The sequence below is a fragment of the Methanobrevibacter sp. UBA212 genome (genome assembly GCF_905233225.1).
GTDB lineage: Archaea > Methanobacteriota > Methanobacteria > Methanobacteriales > Methanobacteriaceae > Methanocatella.
Genome location: NZ_CAJODJ010000029.1, coordinates 1 through 25,241 on the forward strand (window position 1 = coordinate 1; position 25,241 = coordinate 25,241).

23 protein-coding genes are annotated in these 25,241 nt (G+C 37.4%); 12 read left to right on the forward strand and 11 right to left on the reverse strand.

Translation table 11 applies throughout. The features are described 5' to 3' along the window. The first annotated feature begins 149 nt into the window (after nucleotides 1-149). The gene (locus QZ138_RS08175) at nucleotides 150-1,112 is read left to right on the forward strand and encodes a hypothetical protein (protein ID WP_292888542.1); all 963 of its coding nucleotides are present in this window, start codon (nucleotides 150-152) and stop codon (nucleotides 1,110-1,112) included. Between the two features lie 19 nt (nucleotides 1,113-1,131). Here QZ138_RS08175 and QZ138_RS08180 read toward each other — a convergent pair whose 3' ends face one another. Beyond that, nucleotides 1,132-2,151 carry an adenylosuccinate synthetase gene (locus QZ138_RS08180; protein WP_292888502.1) on the reverse strand — a complete coding sequence of 340 codons (1,020 nt, stop codon included), beginning with the start codon at nucleotides 2,149-2,151 and terminating at the stop codon, nucleotides 1,132-1,134. Between the two features lie 180 nt (nucleotides 2,152-2,331). Between QZ138_RS08180 and QZ138_RS08185 the strand changes: the two genes are divergently transcribed. The 5 genes from QZ138_RS08185 to QZ138_RS08205 all read left to right on the forward strand — a co-directional run bounded on the left by QZ138_RS08185 (nucleotide 2,332) and on the right by QZ138_RS08205 (nucleotide 8,963). Beyond that, nucleotides 2,332-4,227, forward strand: coding sequence for a histidine kinase dimerization/phosphoacceptor domain -containing protein (locus QZ138_RS08185; protein ID WP_292888505.1), 1,896 nt, complete (start codon nucleotides 2,332-2,334; stop codon nucleotides 4,225-4,227). Next, the gene (locus QZ138_RS08190) at nucleotides 4,224-6,095 is read left to right on the forward strand and encodes a sensor histidine kinase (RefSeq protein WP_292888508.1); all 1,872 of its coding nucleotides are present in this window, start codon (nucleotides 4,224-4,226) and stop codon (nucleotides 6,093-6,095) included. Before QZ138_RS08185 ends, QZ138_RS08190 begins: the two co-directional genes overlap by 4 nt. Nucleotides 6,096-6,182: 87 nt before the next feature. Next, nucleotides 6,183-6,593 (forward strand): response regulator, encoded by a 411-nt coding sequence (locus tag QZ138_RS08195; protein ID WP_292603834.1) that lies wholly within the window; start codon nucleotides 6,183-6,185, stop codon nucleotides 6,591-6,593. Nucleotides 6,594-6,603: 10 nt separating this feature from the next. Further along, nucleotides 6,604-8,349: a glycosyltransferase gene (locus QZ138_RS08200; protein WP_292888511.1), complete on the forward strand. Its 1,746-nt coding sequence runs from the start codon at nucleotides 6,604-6,606 to the stop codon at nucleotides 8,347-8,349. Further along, on the forward strand, nucleotides 8,346-8,963 hold the full coding sequence (locus QZ138_RS08205; RefSeq protein ID WP_292888514.1) for a hypothetical protein: 618 nt from the start codon (nucleotides 8,346-8,348) through the stop codon (nucleotides 8,961-8,963). Before QZ138_RS08200 ends, QZ138_RS08205 begins: the two co-directional genes overlap by 4 nt. Before the next feature lie 102 nt (nucleotides 8,964-9,065). On the opposite strand, the gene QZ138_RS08210 is transcribed toward QZ138_RS08205, so the two are convergent. The 4 genes from QZ138_RS08210 to QZ138_RS08225 are packed head-to-tail and all read right to left on the reverse strand — an operon-like array spanning nucleotide 9,066 to nucleotide 12,194. Continuing rightward, nucleotides 9,066-9,659 (reverse strand): hypothetical protein, encoded by a 594-nt coding sequence (locus QZ138_RS08210; RefSeq protein WP_292888516.1) that lies wholly within the window; start codon nucleotides 9,657-9,659, stop codon nucleotides 9,066-9,068. Further along, the gene (locus tag QZ138_RS08215) at nucleotides 9,656-10,252 is read right to left on the reverse strand and encodes a DUF6891 domain-containing protein (RefSeq protein WP_292888518.1); all 597 of its coding nucleotides are present in this window, start codon (nucleotides 10,250-10,252) and stop codon (nucleotides 9,656-9,658) included. The genes QZ138_RS08210 and QZ138_RS08215 overlap by 4 nt, the downstream gene beginning before the upstream one ends. Nucleotides 10,253-10,256: 4 nt before the next feature. Then, complete coding sequence (locus QZ138_RS08220; RefSeq protein WP_292888520.1) at nucleotides 10,257-10,949, reverse strand: DUF6882 domain-containing protein; 693 nt, start codon at nucleotides 10,947-10,949, stop codon at nucleotides 10,257-10,259. A 9-nt stretch (nucleotides 10,950-10,958) separates the two neighbouring features. Next, nucleotides 10,959-12,194 carry an LL-diaminopimelate aminotransferase gene (locus tag QZ138_RS08225; protein ID WP_292888522.1) on the reverse strand — a complete coding sequence of 412 codons (1,236 nt, stop codon included), beginning with the start codon at nucleotides 12,192-12,194 and terminating at the stop codon, nucleotides 10,959-10,961. A gap of 177 nt (nucleotides 12,195-12,371) precedes the next feature. Between QZ138_RS08225 and QZ138_RS08230 the strand changes: the two genes are divergently transcribed. After that, complete coding sequence (locus QZ138_RS08230; RefSeq protein WP_292888524.1) at nucleotides 12,372-13,895, forward strand: hypothetical protein; 1,524 nt, start codon at nucleotides 12,372-12,374, stop codon at nucleotides 13,893-13,895. A gap of 17 nt (nucleotides 13,896-13,912) precedes the next feature. On the opposite strand, the gene QZ138_RS08235 is transcribed toward QZ138_RS08230, so the two are convergent. Next, nucleotides 13,913-14,383, reverse strand: coding sequence for a hypothetical protein (locus tag QZ138_RS08235; protein WP_292888526.1), 471 nt, complete (start codon nucleotides 14,381-14,383; stop codon nucleotides 13,913-13,915). Between the two features lie 9 nt (nucleotides 14,384-14,392). Further along, a complete protein-coding gene (locus tag QZ138_RS08240; protein ID WP_292888527.1) occupies nucleotides 14,393-16,063 on the reverse strand; it encodes a glutamate--tRNA ligase in 1,671 nt (556 codons plus the stop codon). Nucleotides 16,064-16,162: 99 nt separating this feature from the next. Here QZ138_RS08240 and QZ138_RS08245 point away from each other — a divergent pair, with 99 nt between their 5' ends. Genes QZ138_RS08245 through QZ138_RS08255 form a run of 3 tightly spaced genes read left to right on the forward strand, consistent with a single transcriptional unit; the run spans nucleotide 16,163 to nucleotide 18,431 of the window. Then, a complete protein-coding gene (locus tag QZ138_RS08245) occupies nucleotides 16,163-17,173 on the forward strand; it encodes an aldo/keto reductase (RefSeq protein ID WP_292888529.1) in 1,011 nt (336 codons plus the stop codon). Then, on the forward strand, nucleotides 17,170-17,616 hold the full coding sequence (locus QZ138_RS08250) for a GNAT family N-acetyltransferase (RefSeq protein ID WP_292888530.1): 447 nt from the start codon (nucleotides 17,170-17,172) through the stop codon (nucleotides 17,614-17,616). The genes QZ138_RS08245 and QZ138_RS08250 overlap by 4 nt, the downstream gene beginning before the upstream one ends. 8 nt (nucleotides 17,617-17,624) lie before the next feature. After that, entirely contained in the window at nucleotides 17,625-18,431 is an 807-nt protein-coding gene (locus QZ138_RS08255; protein WP_292888532.1) for a class I SAM-dependent methyltransferase, read from the forward strand. A gap of 221 nt (nucleotides 18,432-18,652) precedes the next feature. Here QZ138_RS08255 and QZ138_RS08260 read toward each other — a convergent pair whose 3' ends face one another. From QZ138_RS08260 to hcp, 3 genes are all read right to left on the reverse strand, one after another. Beyond that, the gene (locus tag QZ138_RS08260; protein ID WP_292888534.1) at nucleotides 18,653-19,516 is read right to left on the reverse strand and encodes a hypothetical protein; all 864 of its coding nucleotides are present in this window, start codon (nucleotides 19,514-19,516) and stop codon (nucleotides 18,653-18,655) included. 216 nt (nucleotides 19,517-19,732) lie between these two features. Then, the gene (locus QZ138_RS08265; protein WP_292888535.1) at nucleotides 19,733-20,062 is read right to left on the reverse strand and encodes a cupin domain-containing protein; all 330 of its coding nucleotides are present in this window, start codon (nucleotides 20,060-20,062) and stop codon (nucleotides 19,733-19,735) included. A gap of 3 nt (nucleotides 20,063-20,065) precedes the next feature. Beyond that, complete coding sequence (hcp, locus tag QZ138_RS08270; protein ID WP_292888536.1) at nucleotides 20,066-21,373, reverse strand: hydroxylamine reductase; 1,308 nt, start codon at nucleotides 21,371-21,373, stop codon at nucleotides 20,066-20,068. A 120-nt stretch (nucleotides 21,374-21,493) separates the two neighbouring features. Between hcp and QZ138_RS08275 the strand changes: the two genes are divergently transcribed. Continuing rightward, nucleotides 21,494-22,270, forward strand: coding sequence for a TrmB family transcriptional regulator (locus QZ138_RS08275; RefSeq protein WP_292888538.1), 777 nt, complete (start codon nucleotides 21,494-21,496; stop codon nucleotides 22,268-22,270). Between the two features lie 25 nt (nucleotides 22,271-22,295). Here the strand turns inward: QZ138_RS08275 and QZ138_RS08280 are convergent, their stop codons facing one another. Next, nucleotides 22,296-22,787, reverse strand: a complete 492-nt coding sequence (locus QZ138_RS08280) for a hypothetical protein (RefSeq protein WP_292888540.1) — start codon at nucleotides 22,785-22,787, stop codon at nucleotides 22,296-22,298. A 166-nt stretch (nucleotides 22,788-22,953) separates the two neighbouring features. On the opposite strand from QZ138_RS08280, the gene QZ138_RS08285 reads away from it, so the two are divergent. Then, on the forward strand, nucleotides 22,954-25,241 hold a 2,288-nt coding region (locus QZ138_RS08285; protein ID WP_292888541.1), incomplete at its 3' end, for a right-handed parallel beta-helix repeat-containing protein.

Below are 25,241 nucleotides of genomic sequence, written 5' to 3' on the forward strand. Positions count from 1 at the left end.
ACAAACGCAGCAATTAATATTCTAAACCGCTGGTTCAACGGAGATAGCCTGAAAAAATACTTAAATTAACCATTATTAAGTGAAAAAAATTCAGGAATCCTCACCCTCTTTTAGGGTGGGGTGGTTCAAGGTTCATTTCACACAGAAGCATCGATAAGGGAATCGGGCTTGCTTCAAAGATACTGATACCTGCAGTATTCGTCATGATGGCAATCATTGTCATTTACGCACTGAAACTGCCCGGAGCAAGCATCGGAATTGATGCGTTAATACATCCAAATTGGAATCTACTTTCAGACATTAACCTGTGGATTGTGGCATTTTCACAGATAATATTCTCGCTTGGAATTGGTGAAGCCCTTGCTCTGACGTATACAACTTACCTGTCGGACAATAAAGGTCTGACCGACAACGTATTCTTTGTTGTTTTATCAAACTCAAGCTTTGAAATCTTTACGGCATTTGGAGTCTTTTCAATTCTCGGATATATGTCAGCGACATCCGGAACCCCTCTGGTACAATTGGTCAGCGAGGGCACGGGACTGATATTTGTCGTATTTCCAAAAATATTCAGTTTAATGGGAGTCATAGGACACATTTTAGCTCCATTGTTCTTTTTGGCAGTGCTTTTTGCTGGAATAAGTTCCGCCTTTGCATTTTTCGAACCGATAATAGGCTCAATCTCATCAAAATCAAATATGAGCCGTAAAAAGCTGGTGACAATATTGAGCATCATAGGATGCCTATGCTCACTTGCATTCACATGCGGAATAAGCAGCTACCTCGTTGGAATCGTTGACGGATTTGTGAACAAATTCGGAATATTGCTTTTGATTGCAATCCAGTGTGTAGTGTTCGGATGGTATTATGGCGCTGAAAAGATCATTCCTGTCTTAAACGAAAAGTCAAGAATCAAGATCGGCACCATCTGGACAGCAATAATCAAATACATTCTGCCGATATTTTTGATAATAATATGGGTGATTGGAATAGTTGAACTGTTCATGAACGTCAGCCAATTTGAACTGATGGTGGATATTGGGATAATCGTCATAGTTCTGGCATTGTCCGCAATATTCTACAGGATGAAATCAAAAGAAAGTATAGTTTAAAAAAAATGGAAAAAAGAGATTATAATAACTCTTTTCTTAAATCAATAGTGTCCTTCAAGTCAGGACCTGTTGAAATTATGGTCACTGGCACGCCGGTTTCGGTTTCTATATTGTCAATGAAAGCCTTGGTTTCAGCGGACAGTTCACTGTAGTCCTGTACACGTGCACAGTCAAACAACCTGTCAACACAGGTCAATGCAATTTGGGTAGCGCCGTTGATTCTGCAGGATTCCTTTGCAAGTTCCATGTCAAAGTGACCGATTCTTCTGCGTCTTCCGGTTACAACACCGTATTCTTCAAGGCCTTTGCTTTCAGCTTCCTCCTGTGTCATTTCAGTTGGGAAAGGTCCTTCACCGACACGGGAAATGTATGCCTTGAACACGTTTATGACTTCATCCACCTTAGTTGGTCCAACACCGACATCAGCTGCAAATGTTGAAGCAGTTGTGTCCTTACTGGTCACATATGGGTATGATCCGTAGTAGAGGGACAAGGCAAAACCTTGTGATCCTTCAATGAATACCTCTTCACCATTGTCAATGGCCTCGTTGATTTCAAGGGACACGTCAGTGATATAATCCTCAAGTTCAGGAGTGTCTTTTGCAAGACCTATTGTTCTCATTACACGGTCTGAATTTGCTGGTCCGCATCCTGAACCGGTACTTCCGATTTTTTTAGCCAGATGTTCTGATTTTTTATCCCTATCCATATGGTCTTCAGTAATTATTGCGCATCTAGGGTCAACGCACATCCTCTCTTTAACATTATATTTTTTCAAGTCTTCGAATTCTTTATATAATACGTCAGGGTTCACTAGAACTCCTGCACCAATCATAAGTTTTGCATCGGTGTGTACAAATCCTGATGGAGTCAGTCTCAAACCATACTTCTCCCCATTGAATTCAACGGAGTGGCCGGCATTTGGTCCAACGCCTGCACGGGCTATAATGTCAGGTTTGTCATTGTCACAAAGGTAAGTGATACATTTTCCTTTACCTTCGTCACCCCATGCTCCACCAACTAAAATACTGCAAGTCATTTAATAACTCCTTAAAAGTTAATAGGTAAGAAAATTATAGAAAATTTCCATAACACTAATATTATGTTAATTCTCTATAAAAAACTTTTCCAATTACATTCAAAAAAAATTCATATAATTATAAATATAATATCAAAGATAAATATTATTCATATAATTTATAAACTCAAGGTAATATGCATGCATGTTGAAAGACAATACAGAGAACTAGAAAAAATAGAAGAAATACGGGTTTATAACATTGACAGAGACAAGGTATTTCATCCATCAAAGCCGGTGAAAAAGCTTGACAATGTTCGTTTCAGCAATGTTATGAAGCACGTCCCTTCAGACATCAATGTATTTCAGCCCATGGATGACGGCGATTTTTTAGTTGAGAGAATCGGCTGGAATCTGCTTGAAAGACTGAATTTGAAATTGGAGGATGTTGAAGGTAGGAGATTCAGTGAAGCTTCTCCGTTTTACTGTGACATCTTTAAGGATATCTTTAATGAAGTCCTTGAAACCGGAGAAACAAAAGTGATGAGAATATTTTACTATATCAGCGATAAGATTGTTACACTTGCCAATATCCACATACTTTTCGATGAAGGCAAGATTTATGTCGTTTCCGATTTGACCAAGGCTGAAAATATAACCAAAAGCATTGAAGAGCAGAAAAAGGAAGATGACGAAAACAAGGCTACTTTAATCGAATATTTCTCACAGACAGGAAGCTTTTACAAGGCACATGACGAATACACATGGACTCCGGGAATATATAATATTATAAATCGTACTAAAGAGACAAGCGACGCGTTCTATAATATTATCTTTGATCTGGTAATTCCGGAAGACAAGCCTCTGGTGGAGGAATTGCTGGGAACCATGAGTCCCGAAACCGACACTTACGAAAATATCATTCGTATTAAAACACCTGGAGGACACATCAAATATCTGGACACATATCTTTACTCAAAATTCGATGAAAACGGTGAAGAGGTAAGCAGCTATGGACTGTTTAAGGACATAAGCATCGATTCCCACAAACACCTGACCAGACCTGTGGACTTCATGCTGAACGGATTCAACCACAATTCAAAATTATCCCTGCTTGTTGAGCCTCTAAGCAAAAGATACGAATTCAGTGAAGGATTCTACAAGATGGTTGAAATTCCAAAAAGCGAATATATCCACAATGAATCAATCCTAAACAATATCGTCGAAGAGGACGTCAGAAGAGAACTTGAGAAATTGATTGCCGGAGAAATAACCGAAGTCAATAAGGTGCTGACATACAAAGTCAAAGGAGACAGAGAGAAAATCAAAGTATGCGAATTGTTTATCGAACGATTCAGATATGGTAACAAAGACCACAGTATCGGATTTTTAACAGACATCACGCTGTCACGTAAAAAGCAGCAGGAATTGATAAAATCAAATGCGACTAAAAATATACTGATTAAAGAAGTGCATCACAGGGTTAAGAATAACCTGCAGGTACTGAACAGTTTCTTAAACCTTGAGAAAAGAGCATATGGTGACAATCCAAACCGTATACTGGACAACATGCAGGCACGTTTATCATCTTTGGCTCTGCTTCATGAAAAAACCTATAATACCGATGATTTCATCAACATCAACCTTGAAGACTATATGAAAGACCAGGATTCAACACTGCACATGCTATTCGGGGCAAAGAACATAAACTTCACTTCAGATGTTGATCCTAGAATCCATTTGTCAATGGATGTAATTACCCCATTGCTGCTCATTGTTGACGAACTGACCATGAATGCAATCAAACATGCATTCCCCGATCCGGATATGCCCAATAAAACCATATCAAAAAAGATCGATTTTATAGATGACCATATCTGTGAACTGATATTGAAGGATAACGGAGTGGGACTGAAAGACCCTGACGCCCTAGTTAACCATAATTTGGGTTGGGAAATAATTAATAATCTAACCAGACAGATTAACGGAAAACTTGAACTTTTAGACTGTGAAGTTGGAACCGGATTTAGAATAATTTTCCCAGTCAACTTCGAACATACCATTGACGAACACAAAGAATGGGAGGAGGACAAATGAGAATTGAAAAAACATATAGGCAGTTAGAGGATACTGAAGAAGTTCACATCTATGATATCACAGAAGAAGAACTTTACAGACAAGTTCCTCAGGAATATGATATGTTTTATACGCCTTTTGAAAAAACATTGAATTATCTCAGTAACGACTTGGATATATTCGTGCCTATTGATGATGGTAATGATTTCATTATCCACAGATTGGGTCTGAGTGCTCTTACAAGAGGCAAAATTAAACAAAGTGATGTTGCAGGACGTTTACTCAGTAAAACATCACCCGGTTTTTATCAAGTTTTAAAAGAGCCTCTAAAAGAGGTTTATGAAACTCACGAAACGAAAAATATGAGATTCTATTATCATTTCAACGAGAAACTGGCAAGATTTTCTAATGTCAAGGTTGTTTATGATATGGAAAAAATCATACTGGTTTCCGACCACCGGGACAACAGAGGAACCAGCCTAACTGTTAGCGATGATGGGAAATACGATGAGAAAGCCAATTTGATTGAATACTTCTCACAAACCGGAAGCTATTACAAAATAAATGACAGATACTCCTGGACACAGGGAATATACAATATCATTAACCGTGCCCGTGAACCGAACGACGAATATTATAACATCATCTTTGATCTAGTCATTCCAGAGGACCGGCCCCTAATCGACAAACTGTTAAAGGAACTGGACCGTGGAAGAGTCAACTATGAAACAATAATAAGAATAAAGACTGATGACGGCATATTAAAATATATTGAAGCCAATCTTTACTCAAAATTCGATGAAGACGGACATTTATTGAGCCGTTACGGTTTATTCAAAGATGTCAGCACAGATTCTACCCGCAAGATGACAAGGCCTGTTGACTTTTTACTTAAAGGTTTTAAAAACAGCAAAAAATTGGCATTGCTAATTGATCCTTTAAGCGTAAAACATTATGAGTTTTCAGAAGGATTCTACAACCTTGTTGAAGAGAATCCCGAAACATACCATCATTCCCGCAAAATTATCGAAAATATTGTTGAGGAATCAATCCAATGCAAAATCAAAGAATTGGTCAAAGGAGAAAGGGATGAACTCAGCGAAAGAGTTACCTATAATGTGCATGGTGATGAAAACCACCAGAAAATCGCTGAAATTTATCTTGAAAGGTTTGAATTTGGTGAAACCACCCACAGTATCGGGTTTATAACTGATGTTACCGAAGACCGTAAAAAACAACAAGAGCTTATGGAAGCAAATGAACATCAGACAATTCTGATTAAGGAAGTTCACCACAGGGTCAAAAACAACCTGCAGGTACTCAACAGTTTCCTGAACCTTGAGAAAAGAGCTTATAAAAATAAGCCGAACATAATCATTGACCATATGCAATCAAGACTATCCTCACTGGCCATTCTTCACGAAAAAACATACAATACAACAGATTTCAAAAATATCAACCTGAAGGAATACATTGTTGACCAAGACGGCCAGCTAAGAAGTTTAATCGGTCTGAGAGATGGAATTGAATTCGAATCTGAAGTTGATGGAGACTTAAACCTGTCCATTGAGGTAATTACACCATTACTATTGGTTATTGACGAGCTAACCATGAATGCAATAAAACATGCATTCCCTGACAAATCAGCCCCTAACAAAAAGATAACCAAGAAAATTACAAAATTGGACAATGAAACCGCCGAATTGATACTTCGGGACAATGGAGTTGGAATTGAAGACCCAAGCGCAATAACTAAAAACTTAGGATGTGAAATCATCAAGAACCTGACAAAACAGCTCGACGGAAAAATCGAACTATTCCAACATGAAAACGGAACCGGGTACAGATTAACATTCCCGATTACTATGGAGCATACAATTGAAGGATGATTGTTTTAATCATATAAAACAAATTAAACTAAATATTTAAATAAAATAAACACAAAAAATAGAAAATGTTAAATGGGAAGGTATAATATGAATGAAAGAATATTAATAGTAGAAGATGAAGCTATTACCGCATTAGATTTAAAATACAGTTTAGAAGAATTAGGTTACGAAATTGTTGATACAGTTGATACTGGACAAGATGCAATTGATACAGCTGCAGAAAAAACTCCTGATGTTGTTCTAATGGATATTAAATTAAAAGGAGACATGGAAGGTATTGAAGCAGCAGAAGTGATCTCCGAATGGCATATTCCAATCATATACTTGACCGCAAACACAGATACAGATACATTCGAAAAATCAAACGTCAAGGGTTCATACGGATTTGTTTCAAAGCCATATGACATTAACAAATTAGACAAAACTCTCAAAATAACAATCAACAGAGCAAAATTGGAAGAAAAAAAATTAAATGATGCCAGCGGTTTTACAGAATAATCCGATTTAAATGACCGAATTAGAATTAATTAGTGGAAAACCTAAGATTTTTGCTATTAGCTCTGATGAAGAATCATTGTCTTTACTGAAGGAATTTGTTGAAGATTATGATTATGAATATTCCGGAAATGCATTTGTAAAGGAAGATGTTTTTGACAAACTTGATAAAATATCTCCCAACCTCATTTTTTTAGACACAGAAGTTGAAAATATTGATTTAGAGGAATTAGCTGGAGATTTAGAGCTCTTTAATGTGCCAATTATACTTATAGTTGGGGCACTTTTTGATGAGACAATCGATAGATTGTTAACCAAAAACCCTTACGGCTTTCTACTCAAGCCATTAGAAGACGGTGAAGTGCAAAGATCAATGGCAGTTGCTATCAAAAAGCATGAACAGAACATAATTAATGTTAAAACTGCCCAAGCAAAAATTAAAGAGAAAAGTACAGAGCTCGTTATTGAAAAATCAGACTCAAGCTTTCTTTTGATATTGTGCATTGCACTAATCATAATGGCAATTCTAACCAGAAATGCAACATGGCTTCAATGGGTGCTTTTAATACCATCACTCACAATGTTGCTCAATTCAATAATCAGTATTAGAAAAATGGACCCTGTCATCCCCTATGAAGAGGAAGACCTGCCATTCATAAGCATTTTCATACCGGCACACAATGAGGAAAACACCATCGAAGCGACCGTTAAAAGCGTCTGCCAAAGCGAATATTATAAAAATGAAGAACCTAACTTTGAGGTTATCGTTATTAATGACGGATCCACAGACAGCACAGGCGAGATATTGGCAGAAATAAAAAAGGACCTGCCACAGCTCAAAATTGTTACAAGACACCCTCCAAGGTCTGGAAAGGGTAAGGGTTTCGTTTTAAATGATGCCTTAACACTATCTCAAGGAGAGATAATAGGAGTATTTGATGCCGATACCCAGATTAAAACTGATTATCTAATGACAATCGTGCAATATCTTAACGGAGACATTGATGGAGTGCAGTCAAGGGTTAAAATGTTTAATCGTGACGAAAACTATCTTGCCCGTATGCAGCATTTGGAATTTGCAAGTTTCGGAAATACATTGATTGCTAAGGACAACCTTGGAAGTACCGGATTTTTAGGAGGTAATGGGCAATTCGTTAAAAAGGACGCAATCATCGATTGTGGAAGATGGGACGGATTTGCAGTTACTGAAGATTTGAACTTGGCCATAAAAATTATACTTCAGGGCGGAAAAATACGCTATTGCGGAGAATGTGCAGTCTATCAGGAAGCGGTAACTGATTGGAGTGCATTTTTCAGACAAAGGGTAAGATGGGCAATAGGTAACTTTGAGACACTTTTCGTTTACTTCCCTCAAATTCTAAGAGCAAAGATATCCCTTCTGAAGAAATTCAATATTTTAGAACACATTTCATTCTACAGCTTTAACCTGTTAATCTTTTTCGGATTTGTGGTTACAATCATCAATGCAATATCATGGTTTATTTTCCACAGCCCAACAATAATCAGAATGGAAGCCCCATTCGTAGTCGGATTCCTATCAGTCATCGCATTTTTCCCAGGCATAATTCTTGCCCTTTCAAGAGACAAACCTACAATTCAGGAATTGATTAAAGATATCATAAAATATTACATTTATTGTTTCCATTTAATCCCGTTGTTTTTCATGACAATGAAAACAATGATGACAAGAAAAGAGCGCAGATGGTCTAAAACCGAACATAAAGGAGGTAAAAAATGAGGAATCAGGAAAAATTAATAGGACTGCTAATTATAATCCTCATAATTTTTATTGCATCAAACATTAATGGGATTAATAGCTTTTTAAGTGGCACCACCGACAAAACAATAGAATTCGGACACAGCGCAAGCGTTGTTCCTCAAGCATGGAATACAACCAAAGAGTTGAACCAGACAAACATGTCCAAAACTCCAGATGCAATTACCAACGAGTATGTTTATATTGACCATTGGGACGACTGGCCCGAAGACCATATAACCTCGATTTCGGAAGCCAAATTCAGAGCCCTGGAAGATGGAGGTTACAAAGTTCTGAAAAATGAGTACTCAACACTTAGTGGAGTTCCTGTATCCAAGCAGTATTTCACCAATCCTTCAAGGGACAATAATCAAGTCTGGAATCATGTTGGAGTCAGCTATGTATTCCCTAAAGAGGATACCAACTATGCAATACAGGTACATTACTTTACAAGCCATGACTACAACAATACAACATTTTTAAGGGAAGTTGATGACCGTATTGAAGATGATATGGCAAACATCCATAACAAGAATTTCAACGGATTCATCTCAGCAGCCAACCACACATACCAAATCGTTTCTGGATGGTTTTAAATTAAAATAATGATGGATAATTTTAATAGCTGGTTAAAAAAAGTTATTTAAAATATCTATCAAATCCATATTTTTAATAGATATTGCAGAAAGTATATGAAATTATTTTTTAGTGTATATCAACGGATGATTTTCACACATCGGGTCCTTTATGATGTTTCTTTTCAAATGATAATTTAAAAAATAAAGCATCCATTCATTGGAAAGCTCCCTCAGTGACGCGTCGTCAAGCCTTTCGAATGGAGTGAAGAAATCCATCTGGTTTCCACCAACGGCAAATCCGACATCCTTTGTGTCAACCAGCATGAAAAAGTCATTGCGTATATTGTGAATGCTGAAGTCTTCAACGTCGGAAATTGATTTTTCACTTTTAAAGTTATAGAAAAAAGTATTCAGATATTCAAAGTCAATGAATTTGATTTCCTTGATGTCAAAAAATATCTCCTGACTGAGCAGCTGTTTTTTATAGTCATATTTTGACATGAAATCAACATCCCAGATGTTATTGTAAAAAACGGTGAAAAATGAATCTTCAGCAAAACGAACTGTAAGGGACATTTCCTCATTTGACTTGGGATTTCCCAGTTCAACATCCTTAAATTCAAGATATATCGAATCCTGAGATATTTCTACTGAAGTCACTTTACCTGAATTGATCATTACATCACGAATTAATTTTAAAGATCTCGTATTCATTCTAACACCTGACTTTTAACAAAGACATCATATGCCCCTTCAATTTCATATTCCTTTTCGCCGTCATATGACTTATCCCACTTAAATGGATTAATCTCAATTTGGTTGTTAACAGTTTCATCCCAGTTAATAGTAAAATTTTCCTCTTTTAAACATTCAGATACAACTTTTCCAATTTCCAATGCCTTATTCTCATCGTTTTCAAAGTCTCCGAAGGTGATTTTCAAATACCCGTCGAAAACACAATATTCCACATCTTCAAAGGTGTAAAAGCAAAAACCTTGAGGGGCAAACTTGTTATTTAACAGATGGACCTGCAATTCAAATGCATCAGACACACCTTCCTTGATGTCAAAGCCGCAATTGTGAATGGCTACAATGCCTGATTGGGCAATCCTCGAAAATGCATTTTCAAGTCTTGAAAAGTTCTCATTGGAAGAGTCAGTCAAAGAAATATTGAAATCAGAAAAATCAATTTCCTCATCAATAAATTGCTCTTCCAATATCTCTATGATTTCATCAACACTGAAAAATCCTGATTTAGTAAGCAAATCTACCATATATTCAATTTCTTCGGCCAAATCAGAATCCATATCCTCACCTTTCATCATCACCAAATATTAAAAGACGAGTTATATTTCCCCTTTCAGTATAACCTGCCATCACACGTGCTTCACCTATTTTTGCAAGTGCAAAATCATCATGTGGCTTAAATCCATAACCTTTGAGTTTGGTATAGGATTCAAAAGCGATTTTTGGGTAAATGTTGAAATTCTTTTGGAAAGTGTAAAATGTGTCCCTGAATTTTTTAGCAGAATCATTTTCCTTGATTAAATCTGATGTGATGCCTACAAAAATATCCAAACCGTCTTCTGAAACAGCATAATATGCATCCATTGCCAAAATGGAACTTGCAGTCATTGCCAAAGTATGGCAGTCGTCATAGGTGGCATTCAATAATGGAGTAGCAAATTCTGGGATTCCAAATTCCTCTCCAATGGATTTGATTTGCAAAGCGGATTTGATTAGCTTTTCGCCGAATATGTCCTCATTGTCCCATGCCCATGACCACTGTTTGGAATCCTGCATGAAGAATCCTAAAATTTGGACTTGAAAAGTAACATCCCCAAAGGAAAGCTGTCCTTTTTCAATATCCAAATCCCCAACTTCTTCACCAATTAATTCTGATAGGTTTTCTTGTTTATCAAGTGCCAGTGCACCATATTTAGATAAAAGTATTTTAAATGAATCTCCCTCTTCAATTGCAACCGGTTTTTCTATTGTTTTCAATTATAACACCTAAAATTCTAATTTTGAAATTCTATCCATAGCTTCGATAGTGTTTTCCAAAGTATTGAATGCAGTGAGTCTTAAATATCCTTCACCACTTGGACCGAATCCTGAACCCGGAGTTCCAATAACATTTGCCTCATTCAACAATATGTCAAAGAAATCCCATGAATCCATGTCGTTTGGAGTTTTAACCCAAATGTATGGGGAGCTTACGCCACCATAGACTTCAAGGCCGATATCAGTTAAGCTTTTACGGATGATTTTAGCATTTTCCATATAGTAGTCAATGACTTCTCTAATTTGCTTTTGACCTTCAGCGGAGTAGGTCGCTTCAGCAGCTCTTTGAACAGGATATGATGCACCGTTGAACTTGGTGGTCTGTCTTCTGTTCCATAAAGGATTGATTTCAACTTCCTCACCATCAGCGGTGTATCCTTTCAATTCCTTAGGAACAACGGTGTATGCACAACGGGTTCCGGTGAATCCTGCAGTTTTTGAAAAGCTTCTGAATTCAATTGCGACTTCCTTTGCACCATCAATTTCATAAATACTGTGAGGAACATCATCTTCACTGATGAATGCTTCGTAAGCGGAATCGAATAAGATGATTGCCTTATTTTCTTTTGCATAATCAACAAATACTTTTAACTGATCTTTGGTTAATGTTGTACCTGTCGGATTGTTTGGGAAACATAAATAAATTATGTCAACAGGTTCAGCAGGCAATTCAGGAATGAATCCGTTTTCGGCATTGGCCTTAAGATAAGTCAAACCTTCGTACATGCCGTCGTCACCCATTTCACCGGTTCTTCCTGCCATTACGTTAGTGTCCACATAAACGGTGTATACAGGGTCGGTTACTGCAATCTTATTGTCAATGCCAAAGATTTCCTGAATGTTACCGGTATCACATTTGGCACCGTCGCTGATGAACACTTCTGAGGTATCCAATGAAATGCCGTATTTTTCATAATCATTCTTAACAATTGCTTCAGCTAAGAATCCATAACCTTGTTCCGGACCGTATCCCATGAAGGTTTCACCGTCGGCCATTTCATCAACCGCATTTCTAAATGCATCTACAACTGCTGGGACTAATGGTTTTGTAACATCTCCGATACCCATTTTAATTACGTTAGCATCAGGATTATTTTTTATAAATTCTTGTTCTCTTCTAGCCACCTCAACGAAAAGATAGCTGCTTTTTAATTTAAGATAGTTTTCATTAATTTTAACAACCATGATTAATCCTCAAAAATATTAATCTAATTTATATTAGATTTTTGAAATATATAAAATGAATGATTAGAAAAATTTGGAGTTTAAATGTGAAAGAAAAAATGATTAATGCATTTATGAAAATATTTAAATTAAGGAATATAACATAATTATATATAGACTAAATAAGGGTTGGGAAATATGAGTATAATAACTATTTTAATTTGGATAACTATTGCAATAATCGCCGCAATAGCTATCATAGTCGTTAAACTACATTATAGAGGCGATCAATTAGAGCATGAAGAAGGATCAATACTGCCAGACGGCAAAAGCATAAATGAATCATTAAGCATTGGAAAAAATAAGGATAATGCCCAAAAAAATAATTCTTCCAAAAATTCTCCTCGTAGTTTATCTCCAAGATCACCTAAAGAACATAACCGAAACTTATTTAGCAGAAGTACCGAAACAAAAAGCAATGATGATACATACATTGTTCCTGAAGTTGAAACAAACAATGTAAAAAGTTATGAATACGAATCTCAAAATCAGGTACTTATTAATTATGATAATAATGTTAAAAAATTTCAAGAACCAATTAAACAAAGCCAGATGGATATTATGACTCAAAATAACAAAGATACTAGTGAATTGAAAGATTTATTTACTATTGATGAATTGATTAAGGAATCTAAAAGGAAAGATAGTGAAAGGGAAAAAGAATCACAAACAATTAGAAAAGATGAGGATGATGCAGAATTGAACGAAATCAAGGAAAGCATCAAAAACAAAACACAGAAACCTCTAATCGAAGAAGTCATCGCCGAAGACAAAGACGAAACCAAAACACAAGAACCTCTAATCAAAGAGGCCATCGCCGAAGACAAAGACGAAAAAGTCATTGAGGAACCTGCTGAAATCAAAACACAAGAACCTCTAATCAAAGAAGTCATCGCCGAAGACAAAGACGAAAAAGTCATTGAGGAACCTGCTGAAATCAAAACACCTTCACTTGCTTCACAAAAAGATATTGATGAAGCGATAACCACAGCATCACAGGAAAGTGAAAAAGAAGTGGAAAGCATTTCCGAAGACGACAATATCACTGATACTTTGTTAAAGCAAGAAGAGATAGCCGAACCTGCTTTAAAAACCCCAAGTAAAGTTGAAAAGACTGAAGACAATCCGATGGATTTGGATTACAGAAAAGACTTGGACAAGGTTAAAAATAAGATCACCAGTTCCAAATTATTTAAAGAAGTCAAAGACAAATTGAATTCTGAACCGGAAGAAATTCCACTGCCTAAAGATGACGTTCTCCAGGAAGAATTCATAAGAAACGTGAGTGAATATGATGAATACGAACCGATTATCAACGAAACTTATATGGACATCGATGACGGCACATATGAGGATTACCATAGCCAAAAAATAAGGCAGGAAAATACCAAACGTGTCTTTAAAACAGCTCAAAATTCATCAAAAGCTGAAGTATCCCAACCGGCAGTAAGTGAAATAAAAAGCAAGCCTGAAAGGGACAACGTGAAAATCACCATAAACAACACTGAACTCGTACTCAAAAAAGGAGACGAAATCATCTACAACCACGACGGCGAGACCTATTCCAGCCAGGTTTATGCAATAACCGGTGATGATATCTCAGTTAGGTACAGAGGTAAAAACATTAAAATTAAAACAAGTGATGTTAAAAAGATATATTAATTATATCTTTTTTACAACTATTTTTCTTCGTGATTTATTCTATATGTACCATTTTCAACTATATATTTTGGAACACTAATTTTTAAGGAACGGATAATATTTAAATAGAAATCATCCAGTTCCCTGTCAGCATATGGATATGTAAATTCAAATACATAGAGATTGTCATCTTCAACATATAGAAATTCGTTTCTGCGAATCTGATTTTCACCGTCTGAAAATGATGAAACGACCATGTAATAAAGATTGTCATTGATAGGAATGAAATCAGAAGTTATAAGATCAATCCTGTCGTTACTTTCCAGATTCTTTTCAATGCCGTCCATTATTTCCGGAAGTCCGGATAATGTAGGTGTTGTCATGAACTTGATGGACATTGGAATTTTAGTGTTTACCAAATACAATTCGGTGAATTCATCCTTTGGCTGAATCTGGTCAAAATCCTCAGGCATCAGAAGTGTTGAAAATCCATTTGTAAACATTGTCATGAAAATCACCTATTTGTGTGCAAAGTAGAAAATCAGCTCATCATCGGCAATTTCATCAAGCCTTGCAAATCCTACCCTTTCAAACTGCACGATGTCTCCAACTTCCAGATTTTTAAGTGTGCCTTCACCAAGACCTGTCTTGACTGATGCATCATCCATGACAATTTTGACATTAACATTATCCTCAAGGGGAACCCATTGGATGATTCTTGCCTTAACCGCCCTTGCATCCTCAAAGGAATCTGAATGATATTTAATATCATCACCTGCGATTTCAACATTGACGGCATCCATCAGCCTGAATATTCCATCCTTGATGTCTGAGTTTGCAATATAAACCTCACCGTCAAACGGCAGGACCCTGTTGCCCCTGTCCATGTGGTCTGCATGCAACGGCCTTTCAATATCAACTTTGCCGCCACTGTAGCCCTCAACTGTTACCTTTTGAGGGTCTTCACAGAAGAAATACCTGTTTGCAATCGGTTCCAAAAAGTTACGGTTCTGGCCGTAGATTTTCTTCCAGCTGATTGCAGAATCCGCCATCTTGACACCAATCTCAATGATTAGGTCATAGATTGTTTTGGCCTGAATTCCTCTTCTTGCAATTGCCCTCAGGGTACCTAATCTTGGATCATCCCATCCACTGTAGGTTCCGTCTTCAATGCCCTGCTTGGCCTTTGAGGTACTCAGCGCAATGTCCTCCATCTTCAGCCTGCCGTAATGGATGTATTCCGGAACATCCCATCCCATATGGTCATAAAGGTACTTCTGCTTTTCGGTATTTGCCAGGTGGTCCTTTCCCCTAAGCACATGAGTAAGTCCCATCAGATGGTCATCAACGGACACTGAAAAGTTCATCATAGGATAGATTCTGTATTTGGTGCCTAAACGAGGATGCTCTGCATCTTCAAGTCTCATTGCAACCCAGTCACGGATTGCAGGGTTTTTGTGATTGATGTCAGTTTTGACCCTCAATACTGCCTCGCCGGCTTTCATTGTGTCGAATTTTTCCCACAGCTCCATGTTCTCTTCAACGGAGTTGTCCCTGCATGGGCAAGGCTTGCAGTTATCCTTGAGCTCCTTGAATGTTGCACCGTCACAGGTACACATGTAGGCAGCGCCCTTTTCAATCAGCTGGCGGGCAATGTCATAATAAATCTCAAACCTGTCGGACTGATAGATTATTTCATCAGCCTTGACCCCCAGCCATTCCAGGTCTTCGGGAATCATTTCATAAGCAGGTTCGTAGACCCTTTTAGGGTCGGTATCCTCAATCCTTAAGATTAATTTACCGTTGTGCCTTTTGACATATTCAGCATTTGGAACTGCGGCACGGGAGTGTCCGATATGCAGAGGTCCGCTAGGATTTGGAGCGAATCTTAAAACAACGTTTTCATGTGTTCCCGGAAGCTCCTGCAATCCGGTCTCCTTTGCCTTAGGCTTTTTGGTTTCTACTTCAACACCTAATTTTTCCATTTCGCTTGCTTGCTCTTCAGGAGATAATGCGTTTACCTGTGCCACAATCTTACCGGACATTGGGCCGATTTCTTTTGCCCTGCTTCTAAGTTCAGGTTCGTTTGACATGATTGAACCCATTACGGCACCGGGATTTGCAGATCCCTTATGCTTAGCCGCATTGAGTAAAGCATGCTTGTAGATAATCTTTTCTAAATCATTCATTTAATCATCACAATTTTAATAATTTTATTTAAAAATAAGTATTATTATTTATCTAATTGAATATATATAAACATTAAGAAAAGATAGAGGCATGCTAAAATGAGGCTTGGAAAAACTAATCTTGAAGTAAATAAAAATGGATTTGGGGCACTTCCAATCCAGAGATGCACAATGGAGGAGTCAATAGAAATTCTGCAGACAGCATATGAAAATGGAATAAATTTTTATGACACTGCTCATTTCTATACTGACAGCGAAGAAAAGATCGGACGTGCTTTAAGCGATGTCCGCGAAGACATTTTCCTTGCAAGCAAAAGCGGTGCTGAAAGCGTTGAGGAATTCTGGAGCGATTTGGAGACTTCTTTAAAAAGCATGAAAACCGATTATCTTGATTTGCATCAATTCCACAACATTTCATTCTGCCCAAAGGAGGATGACGACTTATATAAAGCCATGCTGGAAGCAAAAGACAACGGCATGATAAAACACATTGGAATAACAACACATAAAATCACTTTTGCTCATGAAGCTCTTGACAGCGGATTATATGAAACCCTGCAATACCCGTTTTCCTATTTGAGCGGCAAGGAGGAACTGGAACTGGTGGAGAAATGTAAAAAGTTAGATGTGGGCTTCATTGCAATGAAGGCAATGGGCGGAGGATTGATTAAAAATTCCAAAGCAAGTTACGCTTACATTAACCAATTTGACAATGTACTGCCTATTTGGGGAATTCAAAAGCTTTCAGAACTTGAAGAATTTCTATCTTATGACGAGAATACCGTTCTGGACGATGATTTAAGGGCAATCATAGAAAAGGACAAGAAAGAACTTGGGGAAAACTTCTGCAGAGGCTGCGGTTACTGCATGCCTTGCCCTGAAGAGATAAACATCAGCCTATGTGCAAGGATGTCATTATGGATCAGGCGTTTCCCGACAGAGCCCAACATGGATGAGAGAACCCAGGAAATAATGAAAAAGACCCTTGATTGCGTCGAATGCTATGAGTGTGTCGACAAATGCCCATATGAACTGGACATTCCGGAACTGCTAAAGGAAAATTACGAAGACTATCAAAACGTCCTGACCGGAAAAACAAAGATAATATGAAACAGATACATACCGATGAGAAGGATGAACGTTTTCTGAGTCTGGTTGAAGAGCTGGATTACGGATATTACCAGCGCATCGGTGATGAACTGGAAAAATACAACCAGTATAACGAATTTAAAGATTCGCATATCGTAATCCTGATGATGGATGGTGATGAGGCAATTGCATGTGCAAGCTACAGGAAATTCGATGAGAAAAGCGTTGAATTCAAAAGGGTATATGTGAAAAAGGAATACCGAAAAAGAGGGATTGCATACAGTTTAATCAGGGAACTTGAAAAGGACGTGATTGAAAAAGGCTACAAATATTCCTATATCGTGACCGGAAACAACAATCATGCCGCAATAGGATTATACGAAAAGTTGGATTACTTCAAGACAGACAAATTCGGACAATTCAAAGATGATGAAACCGTTCTCTGCATGAAAAAAAGATTTTAGGTGATAATATGAAGCAATGTATAGAAAACCCGAATGACATCGACTGGACAGGATTCTGGGCTGAAAAGCTTGTAAACAAAAAGGATAAGGATTGGGACAAGGCAGCTCCGGGATTCTATAAGAGAACCCGCAATGAAGATTATCAGGATGCATTATTTGACAAGCTGATTTTAGATGAAAACGACACGGTTTTGGATGTCGGCTGCGGCGAGGGATCAGTCACCATTCCGATAGCCAAAAGGGTTAAAAAGGTAATCGGCGTTGATTCATCCCCCAAAATGCTTGAATATTTGGAAAAAAGAGCAGAAGACAACAACGTTTCAAATATTGAAACAATCCTGAAACCTATTGAAGATATAACCTACGAAGAAATCGGGGATGTTGATGTTGTGGTCTGCTCAAGGTCACTGAATGGCATCATTCCGATTGATGAGGTATTGGTTGAACTTGACAAAATTGCAGACAAATATGTCTTCATAACCGTTTTCGGGCCTGAAAACAAGAAAATCGAAAAGGACTTTGAAAAGGAGCTCGGCCGCAAAACTGAGGATTTCCCGGATTACAACTATTTTTTTAACATACTCTTTAACCTGGGAATATATCCAAATGTTGAAAGGTTTGACTTGAACAACTATCGCGAATATGAAAGCATTGAAGAGGCAATGGACAACGGCAAATTCAGGCTTGAACTTTATAGCGATGAAGAAAAAGAATTGCTAAGAGATTATTTAGAAAGGGTTCTTACCTATGAAAACGGCAAATACTATAACGTCAAGGACAAGGCCGATTGGATAATGGTCTGGTGGAAAAAATAGATTTAATTATTAAAATTAAAAGTAAAAATGAGATATGAAATCTCATTTTACTGTCCGAACGATGTGAAAAAAATATCTTATGTTATGCAATTTTCATGAAGCTTAGCCTTCAATATTTCAATTTCTTTATCCTTTTCAGAAAGTTCCTTCTCATAGATCTTATAATGTAATTAACTTCAAAGTCAATCACATCCCTCAATTTTGATAAATCAAGTTCCGAATCAATCATCTTCAACAACTTTAAGCCTTGCCTTTAATTCTTCAATTTCTTTATCCTTTTCAGCTAAAATAGTATCCTTTTCAGCTAAAACCATATCCTTTTCAGAAAGTTCTTTCTCATATGATTTTTTAATGTAATCAACTTCAAAGTCAATCACATCCCTTAATTTTGATGCATCAAGTTCCGGTTCAATCATCTTTAACAACTCCTTGCCTTTAGGTGTCAAATCAAAGTATTTCCTAATCATAATGGATAACCCAAATGCGACATCATTTCTAAAGGCACCTGTTAGGGAAGTGTCTTCCCTAAACAGCCGAGTAACCTTTTCAGTGATATCGTGCGCTTTGTTTTTGGGAGCAAACATTGGTAAGAATGCAATGTCTAATGCCTCATCGTCGGTTAACTTCTTATGATTAAGTATCTTTTCTTCAAGATTATTTAACCTTTCGATTACTTCCTCTTCGCTCATGCAAATATAGATTGGCTTAAGGATATCTGAAGAAGTCCTCTTAAATTCTTTTACAGAACTCCCATAACCTTCAGTCATGATAATTACAGTTAGAACTGGTCGACCATAATAGATTTTGCTGTAATCTGTGCAATCTGCAATTATTTCGATTTTTTCATCATCAACGGCATATGATTGAAATTCCGCATGAATTAAGAATTCGCCCCGACCATCTTCAACGAGCATTAGCCAATCCATTTCACGTTCGCTTCCATCACGTCTGAAAATTTTTGTTGGAAAATTACTTATGAACTTTCCAGGCAATTTAAAGTAGTCTTTAAGCTTTTCAGGCATGACATTTTCAAAATATTTGTTCATCACATCGTTAGGGTGGTGAATGTCCTTTTTCAAGATCACTTTCACACCTCAAAAATTTATTATTTGAGATTCCATGAAATCTAATCAAACATTACACTAGTGCATATTACTATTAAACTCGATAGTATATAAAGTTTTAACGAGTTTAAAGCAATATTTATCCTTAAATAACAAAATAAGTTAAAATCAATATTGTTTAGACATTGAAAAAAAATAAAAAAAGAGATTGGGCGAATTTGCCCAATTGTCAGTTAGTTAGTCTGACTTAATCATTGTTAAAATCATTTTATAGGGACTGTTTACAGCCTGAAGCGCATGAGGCTCATTTGCAGGCATGATAATAATCTCACCTTTTTTGACGGTATTCTTAACACCTGAAATTGTGATTTCGGCTTCACCGTCAATGATTTGAACCATCGCATCAAATGGAGCGGAGTGTTCTGACAGTCCCTGACCCTGATCAAAGGCAAAGAATGTGACCGTTCCAAGCTCCTTTTTGATTACTTCACGGCTGACTACAGTATCGTCCTGATACTCGACTAATTTTTGGATATCAAGAGCTTTTGCCATAATATCCTCACTCATAAGCTATTCCCCCATGATTGTTTTGATGTCAGCTATTGCATCGCCTGTTGTTGGAGTCAGGTTGTAGTTTCCAACCAAAACATTCAGGATATCATCGTTACACCATGCAGGAAGCACCGGTCCAATCCACATGTCGGTTTTTCCTAAGTATAACAGTGCCCAGAGTACTGCAGCAGCCTTCTGTTCCATCCAGCTTAAGACGATTGTCAATGGCAATTCATTGAGTTCCATGTCAAAGAGTTCGCATAATGCAAGAGCAACATCCACTGCAACAATTGTGTCGTTACACTGACCTACATCAAGAAGTCTTGGGATTCCTTCGATGTCACCTAAGTCGAGGTCGTTGAACTTGTATTTACCGCATGCTAATGTTAATATTACAGTGTCTTCAGGCAGGTTCTCTACGAATTCACGGTAGTAGTCATTGTGTTTGGCCGCCTTGTCACATCCTCCGACAACGAAGAATCTGGAGATCTTGCCATCTAAAACCAGTTCCTTGATTTTCTCAGCGTGTTCAACGATTGCTCCTGCGCTCCAACCGGTTGTGATTGTAGTCAGCTCTTCAGCTTCCAAAGATCCGAGGGATTTTGCACATTCGATTACTTCTGAGAAGTCATAATCCTCAACAGTCTTTACGCCTTCGAGCTTTGCGACATCCATGGTGAACATTCTTTCCTTGTATGAGTCAAGTGCCGGCAGGACACAGTTGCTTGTTCCGACAATTGCAGCATTGTATTTCTTGAAGACTGTCCTTTGGTCGTGCCATGCTCCACCTAATTGTCCTGCAAGGTTTTCGTATTTGTTTAAACCAGGGTATCCGTGAGCAGGCAGCATTTCAGAGTGGGTGTAGACCTTGATGTCTGTTCCTTCAACCTGTTTTAACAATTCTTCAAGAGCTTTAAGGTCGTGACCGGTTACGATGATTGCAGGTCCTTCCTGTGCACCGACTTTCACTTCAGTCGGTACAGGCTCGCCGTATGCTTCGATGTGAGCATCCTTGAGCAGTCTCATAACGTCAACGCTAACTTTTCCTGCTTCTAATGCTAATGCAACCAAATCTTCAACGTCAAAGTTCACATTGGTTAATGTAGTGTATAACCCTTTGGTCAAAAATGCATCGATTTCCGGGTCGTTTTTTCCTAAAACGTTTGCGTTGTAGTTGTATGCGCTGATTCCTTTCATGGTGAAAATCAGGTTATCCTGCAGTCTTGCTACAGTTGGTTTTTTTCCACAAACTCCGCTTACTGTACATCCTGTTCCCTTAGCGGTTTGGGAACATTGATAACAAAACATATCTAATCCGTCAGACATAATAATTACCTCATTTTATTGTTAATTATAGGTTGCCTTGAAACATATATAAAGATTTTGTCACTTTTTAAGGGTTAAAAGTAACAAATTTTATATATTATTAAATAAATAATCATAAACATGGACGAGAATATATCTACATTAAAGGGAATTGGGTTGACAATGTATGAGGCTCAAGCATATGTAACGCTCACTTCATTAATTCAAGGGAGTGCCGATGAAGTATCAAAAAACTCTGGCATTCCTCGCAGTAAAATATATGATGTGTTGAAGAAGCTGAACGAAAAAGATTTCATCGAAGTTGAAGACGGAAGGCCGCTGACATATATCGCCAAATCGCCGGTTGAAGTCTTAAGCCGTGAAAAGGAAAATATCACTTCGCAAATCGATGATACCATAACCAGACTGACAAACATTTATGAAAACGGAATGAGCCAGGTTCAGGCCCCGATATGGAGAATATACGGTGTCGAAAAAATCATCAACCAGGAAGTTGAAATCATAAAGAGAGCCAAAAACACCGTCAACATGAGAATTGGATTTCTCTTTGAAGGCGAAGGTGAGGCGCTGATTGATGCATTCAAAAAGAGACGAAGCTTGAAAGTGAATATCCTGGCATCACCGACATGCCACATCAGCAATGAAGAAATAAATATCATTAAAATGTTTAAAGATGCAGGAATCAACATCCAAAAGGCAGACATCCCCTTCGTTAAGGTGATGATTTCCGATTCAAAGGAAATGATGCACACATATACCAAGTTCAGTGAAGACAAGCGTAACGTAATCCCTGAGACCGCCATCGGCATCTGGAACAAGTACGAGGATGTTGCAAGAAACTATGATGAAAGGTTCATGAACCAATTGGGAAAAATCAGAAACAAAAAAAATAAATAAAAAAAGGAAGTAACTGCCGAAGCAATTACTTTATAGTGATTTTAACTTTTTTAGTTGCTTTTACATAGTATTTGTTGCCTTTAAAAGTAATTTTAGCATTAAATTTGCCCTTTTTGGTCAGCTTCTTGATTTTAAAGGTTGCTTTTCCTTTGGCATTGGTTTTTGCCTTGTATGTCTTCTTGCGAATTTTGATTGTGACCTTTGCCTTTTTGATTGCCTTGCCTTTGTTGTCCTTCAAGGTTACTGTATACTTTTTGACTTTCTTTTTAGCCTTGAATGTTTTCTTTTTGGCGGCTATTTTCGGTTGGGCCTTTTTGACTGCAACTTTAACATCCTTGGTTGACTTGCCATATTCGGTGTTGCCATTGAATGTTATTTTGGCAGTGTATGTTTTTGGAGCCAATCCTTTTGTGGAAACTTTTACCTGACCGTTTTTGTCTGTTTTATATGCTTTAGCACCATTCAAATCAACAGTCAATTCAACACCACTTATTGCATTGCCTTTGGCATCTTTCAAAAAGTAGAGAATTTAAATTCAGCAAAACAAATCCATAATAGAAAACCTTTTTTGAATAATTCCATTCAAAAGTCACTTATTTGATGAACCCGATATTGATTTTTTGATGACAGAAACTGTTTACATATATGTTAAGATAAATAATATTGTTTAAATGTAAATTAGTATGGAGGAAAAAATTTTGCCAAATAAAAAGATAATGATGCTGACAGTCATCCTTGCGTTTTTTCTTGCCGTTACGGCAGTGAGTGCAAATGATGCCAATGATACAGCAATGACCGGTTCAGATGCTAGTCAAATGAAATTGTCCTCAGGCAATGGGATGATTGGGGATAATCTTCAAATTGGTGGAGAGAACCCTACTTTGACACATGTGGATTCAACTTATAATCAACTGAAATTAGAAAACGATGATGAAAAATTAAGCGTATTAAATGATGAAGATAACTTAAGCAGCGCTGAAACTTTTAACGGTACTGCTTTTTCTGAATTACAGAGTAAGATAAATTCTTTAAATAATGGGGATGTTTTAGATTTGACAAATAATGTCACCCAGAACGGAGCCAGTCACATAACCATTTCCAAATCAATAACAATAAACGGAAATGGCATAACAATTGATGCGAAAGGCAAATCCAGAATTTTTTATATTAACGGTGGCGCTACTGTAGTCCTGAACAACATCACATTTACAAATGGATATCAGATGGAAGACGGTGGAGCCATCTATAATGAAAATGCCAAGGTAACCATTACAGGATCCCAGTTCATTAAAAACACAATATCCCAAAATGGAGGAGCAATCAATAATAAGGGCACCATGAATATTGCTGAAACATGTTTCATCGCCAACAAAGCATCATGGAATGGTGGAGCAATCTACAATACAGGCAACATAAACATTGCAGATTCTCACTTCATCAACAGCACAGTGAATAATGGCGGTGGAGCAATCTATAATTTCGAATCTAACATGAATATTACACATTCAAATTTCATCAACAACATAGCAGGCGCTATTCAAAGTTATAGTGGTGGAGCAATCTATAATTATTATTCTAATGTGAATATTGCATGTTCAAATTTCATCGACAATACAGCAAATAGAATAGATGGTGGAGCAATCTACAATTGGGGACGTGAAATAAATATTGTAAATTCATCCTTCATCGCCAACAAAGCAATAACATGGGATGGCGGAGCAATCAGCAATTGTGATGGTCATATGACCATTACAGACTCATTATTCATCAACAATACAGCAAGGTATGGTGGAGCAATTTATAATAGGGACAATAGTAATGCGGAAATAACCAACTGCGTTTTCATAAATAATAAAGCAACGGAGGGAAACCATGCATACACAACTGATTCCCAACTTGTAATTAACGATAACTGGTGGGATACAAATGACCCCGTTTGGAACAGCTTAATCTATGGGAATAAACCATCAAGCTACGCTGTTTTAAATGTCAATGCAGACAATCAAAACATTCCTTTGAATTCTAAAGTAAAATTAAACTATGCATTCTATAGAAATGGAACCGGCGAATTGTTATCTATTCCAACAAGGCCCATCATATTATCCGCAACTGGCGGACAACTGGATAACACTTCGGGAAATTTAACGGAGGTATTTTCAACCGAATTCAGCTGCGATACTCCAGGCGATTATGAAATTACTGCAATAGTGGATAATCAAGAAATAAAAAATACTGTAAGTGTAGCAATGGTATGGTATGTTAATGCAACTGCCGCCCCTGGCGGAAACGGAAAAAGTGACTCAACAGCATTCAAGACACTGAAAGAAGCATTGGATGCAGCTGCTGAGGACCATACAATCATCAGAATTGCATCCGGAACATACACCGGAACTGACAATATCGGATTGAATATTGATAAAAAATTATCTCTTGAAAAATACGGTGACGGTGAAGCGATTTTTGATGCACAGGGGCTTAATAGAATTTTGACCGTTAATGTTGGAAGCGTTAATATTTCCGGATTAACTTTTAAAAATGGAAAATATGCTGGTGACGGCGGAGCAATTTACTTCAATGCTTCAGGGAAAGTTGAAAATTGTAATTTTATTAACAACAATGCTTCAGGAGGGCATTTACCTCGTTATCAAGGGGGAGCTATTTATTTCAAATATGGTGCTGAAAGCTATGTGACAAATTGTAATTTCACAGGCAACATTGCCGATAACGGTGGCGCAGTTGATTTTGAGTATAAAAGTCATTTAACCAATTGTAATTTTGTTAACAATATAGCTGAAAATTCAGGCGCTGCAGTTTGCATCGATGCCACAATCGGAGAAATTTCAAACTGTACTTTCATTAATAATTCCTGCAGAATAGGCGGAGCACTTTATATCGGCAATAGTGCCGAATTCACAAACTGTAAATTTATCAATAACACCGCATACAATGGAGGCGCAATTCAATTTATGGG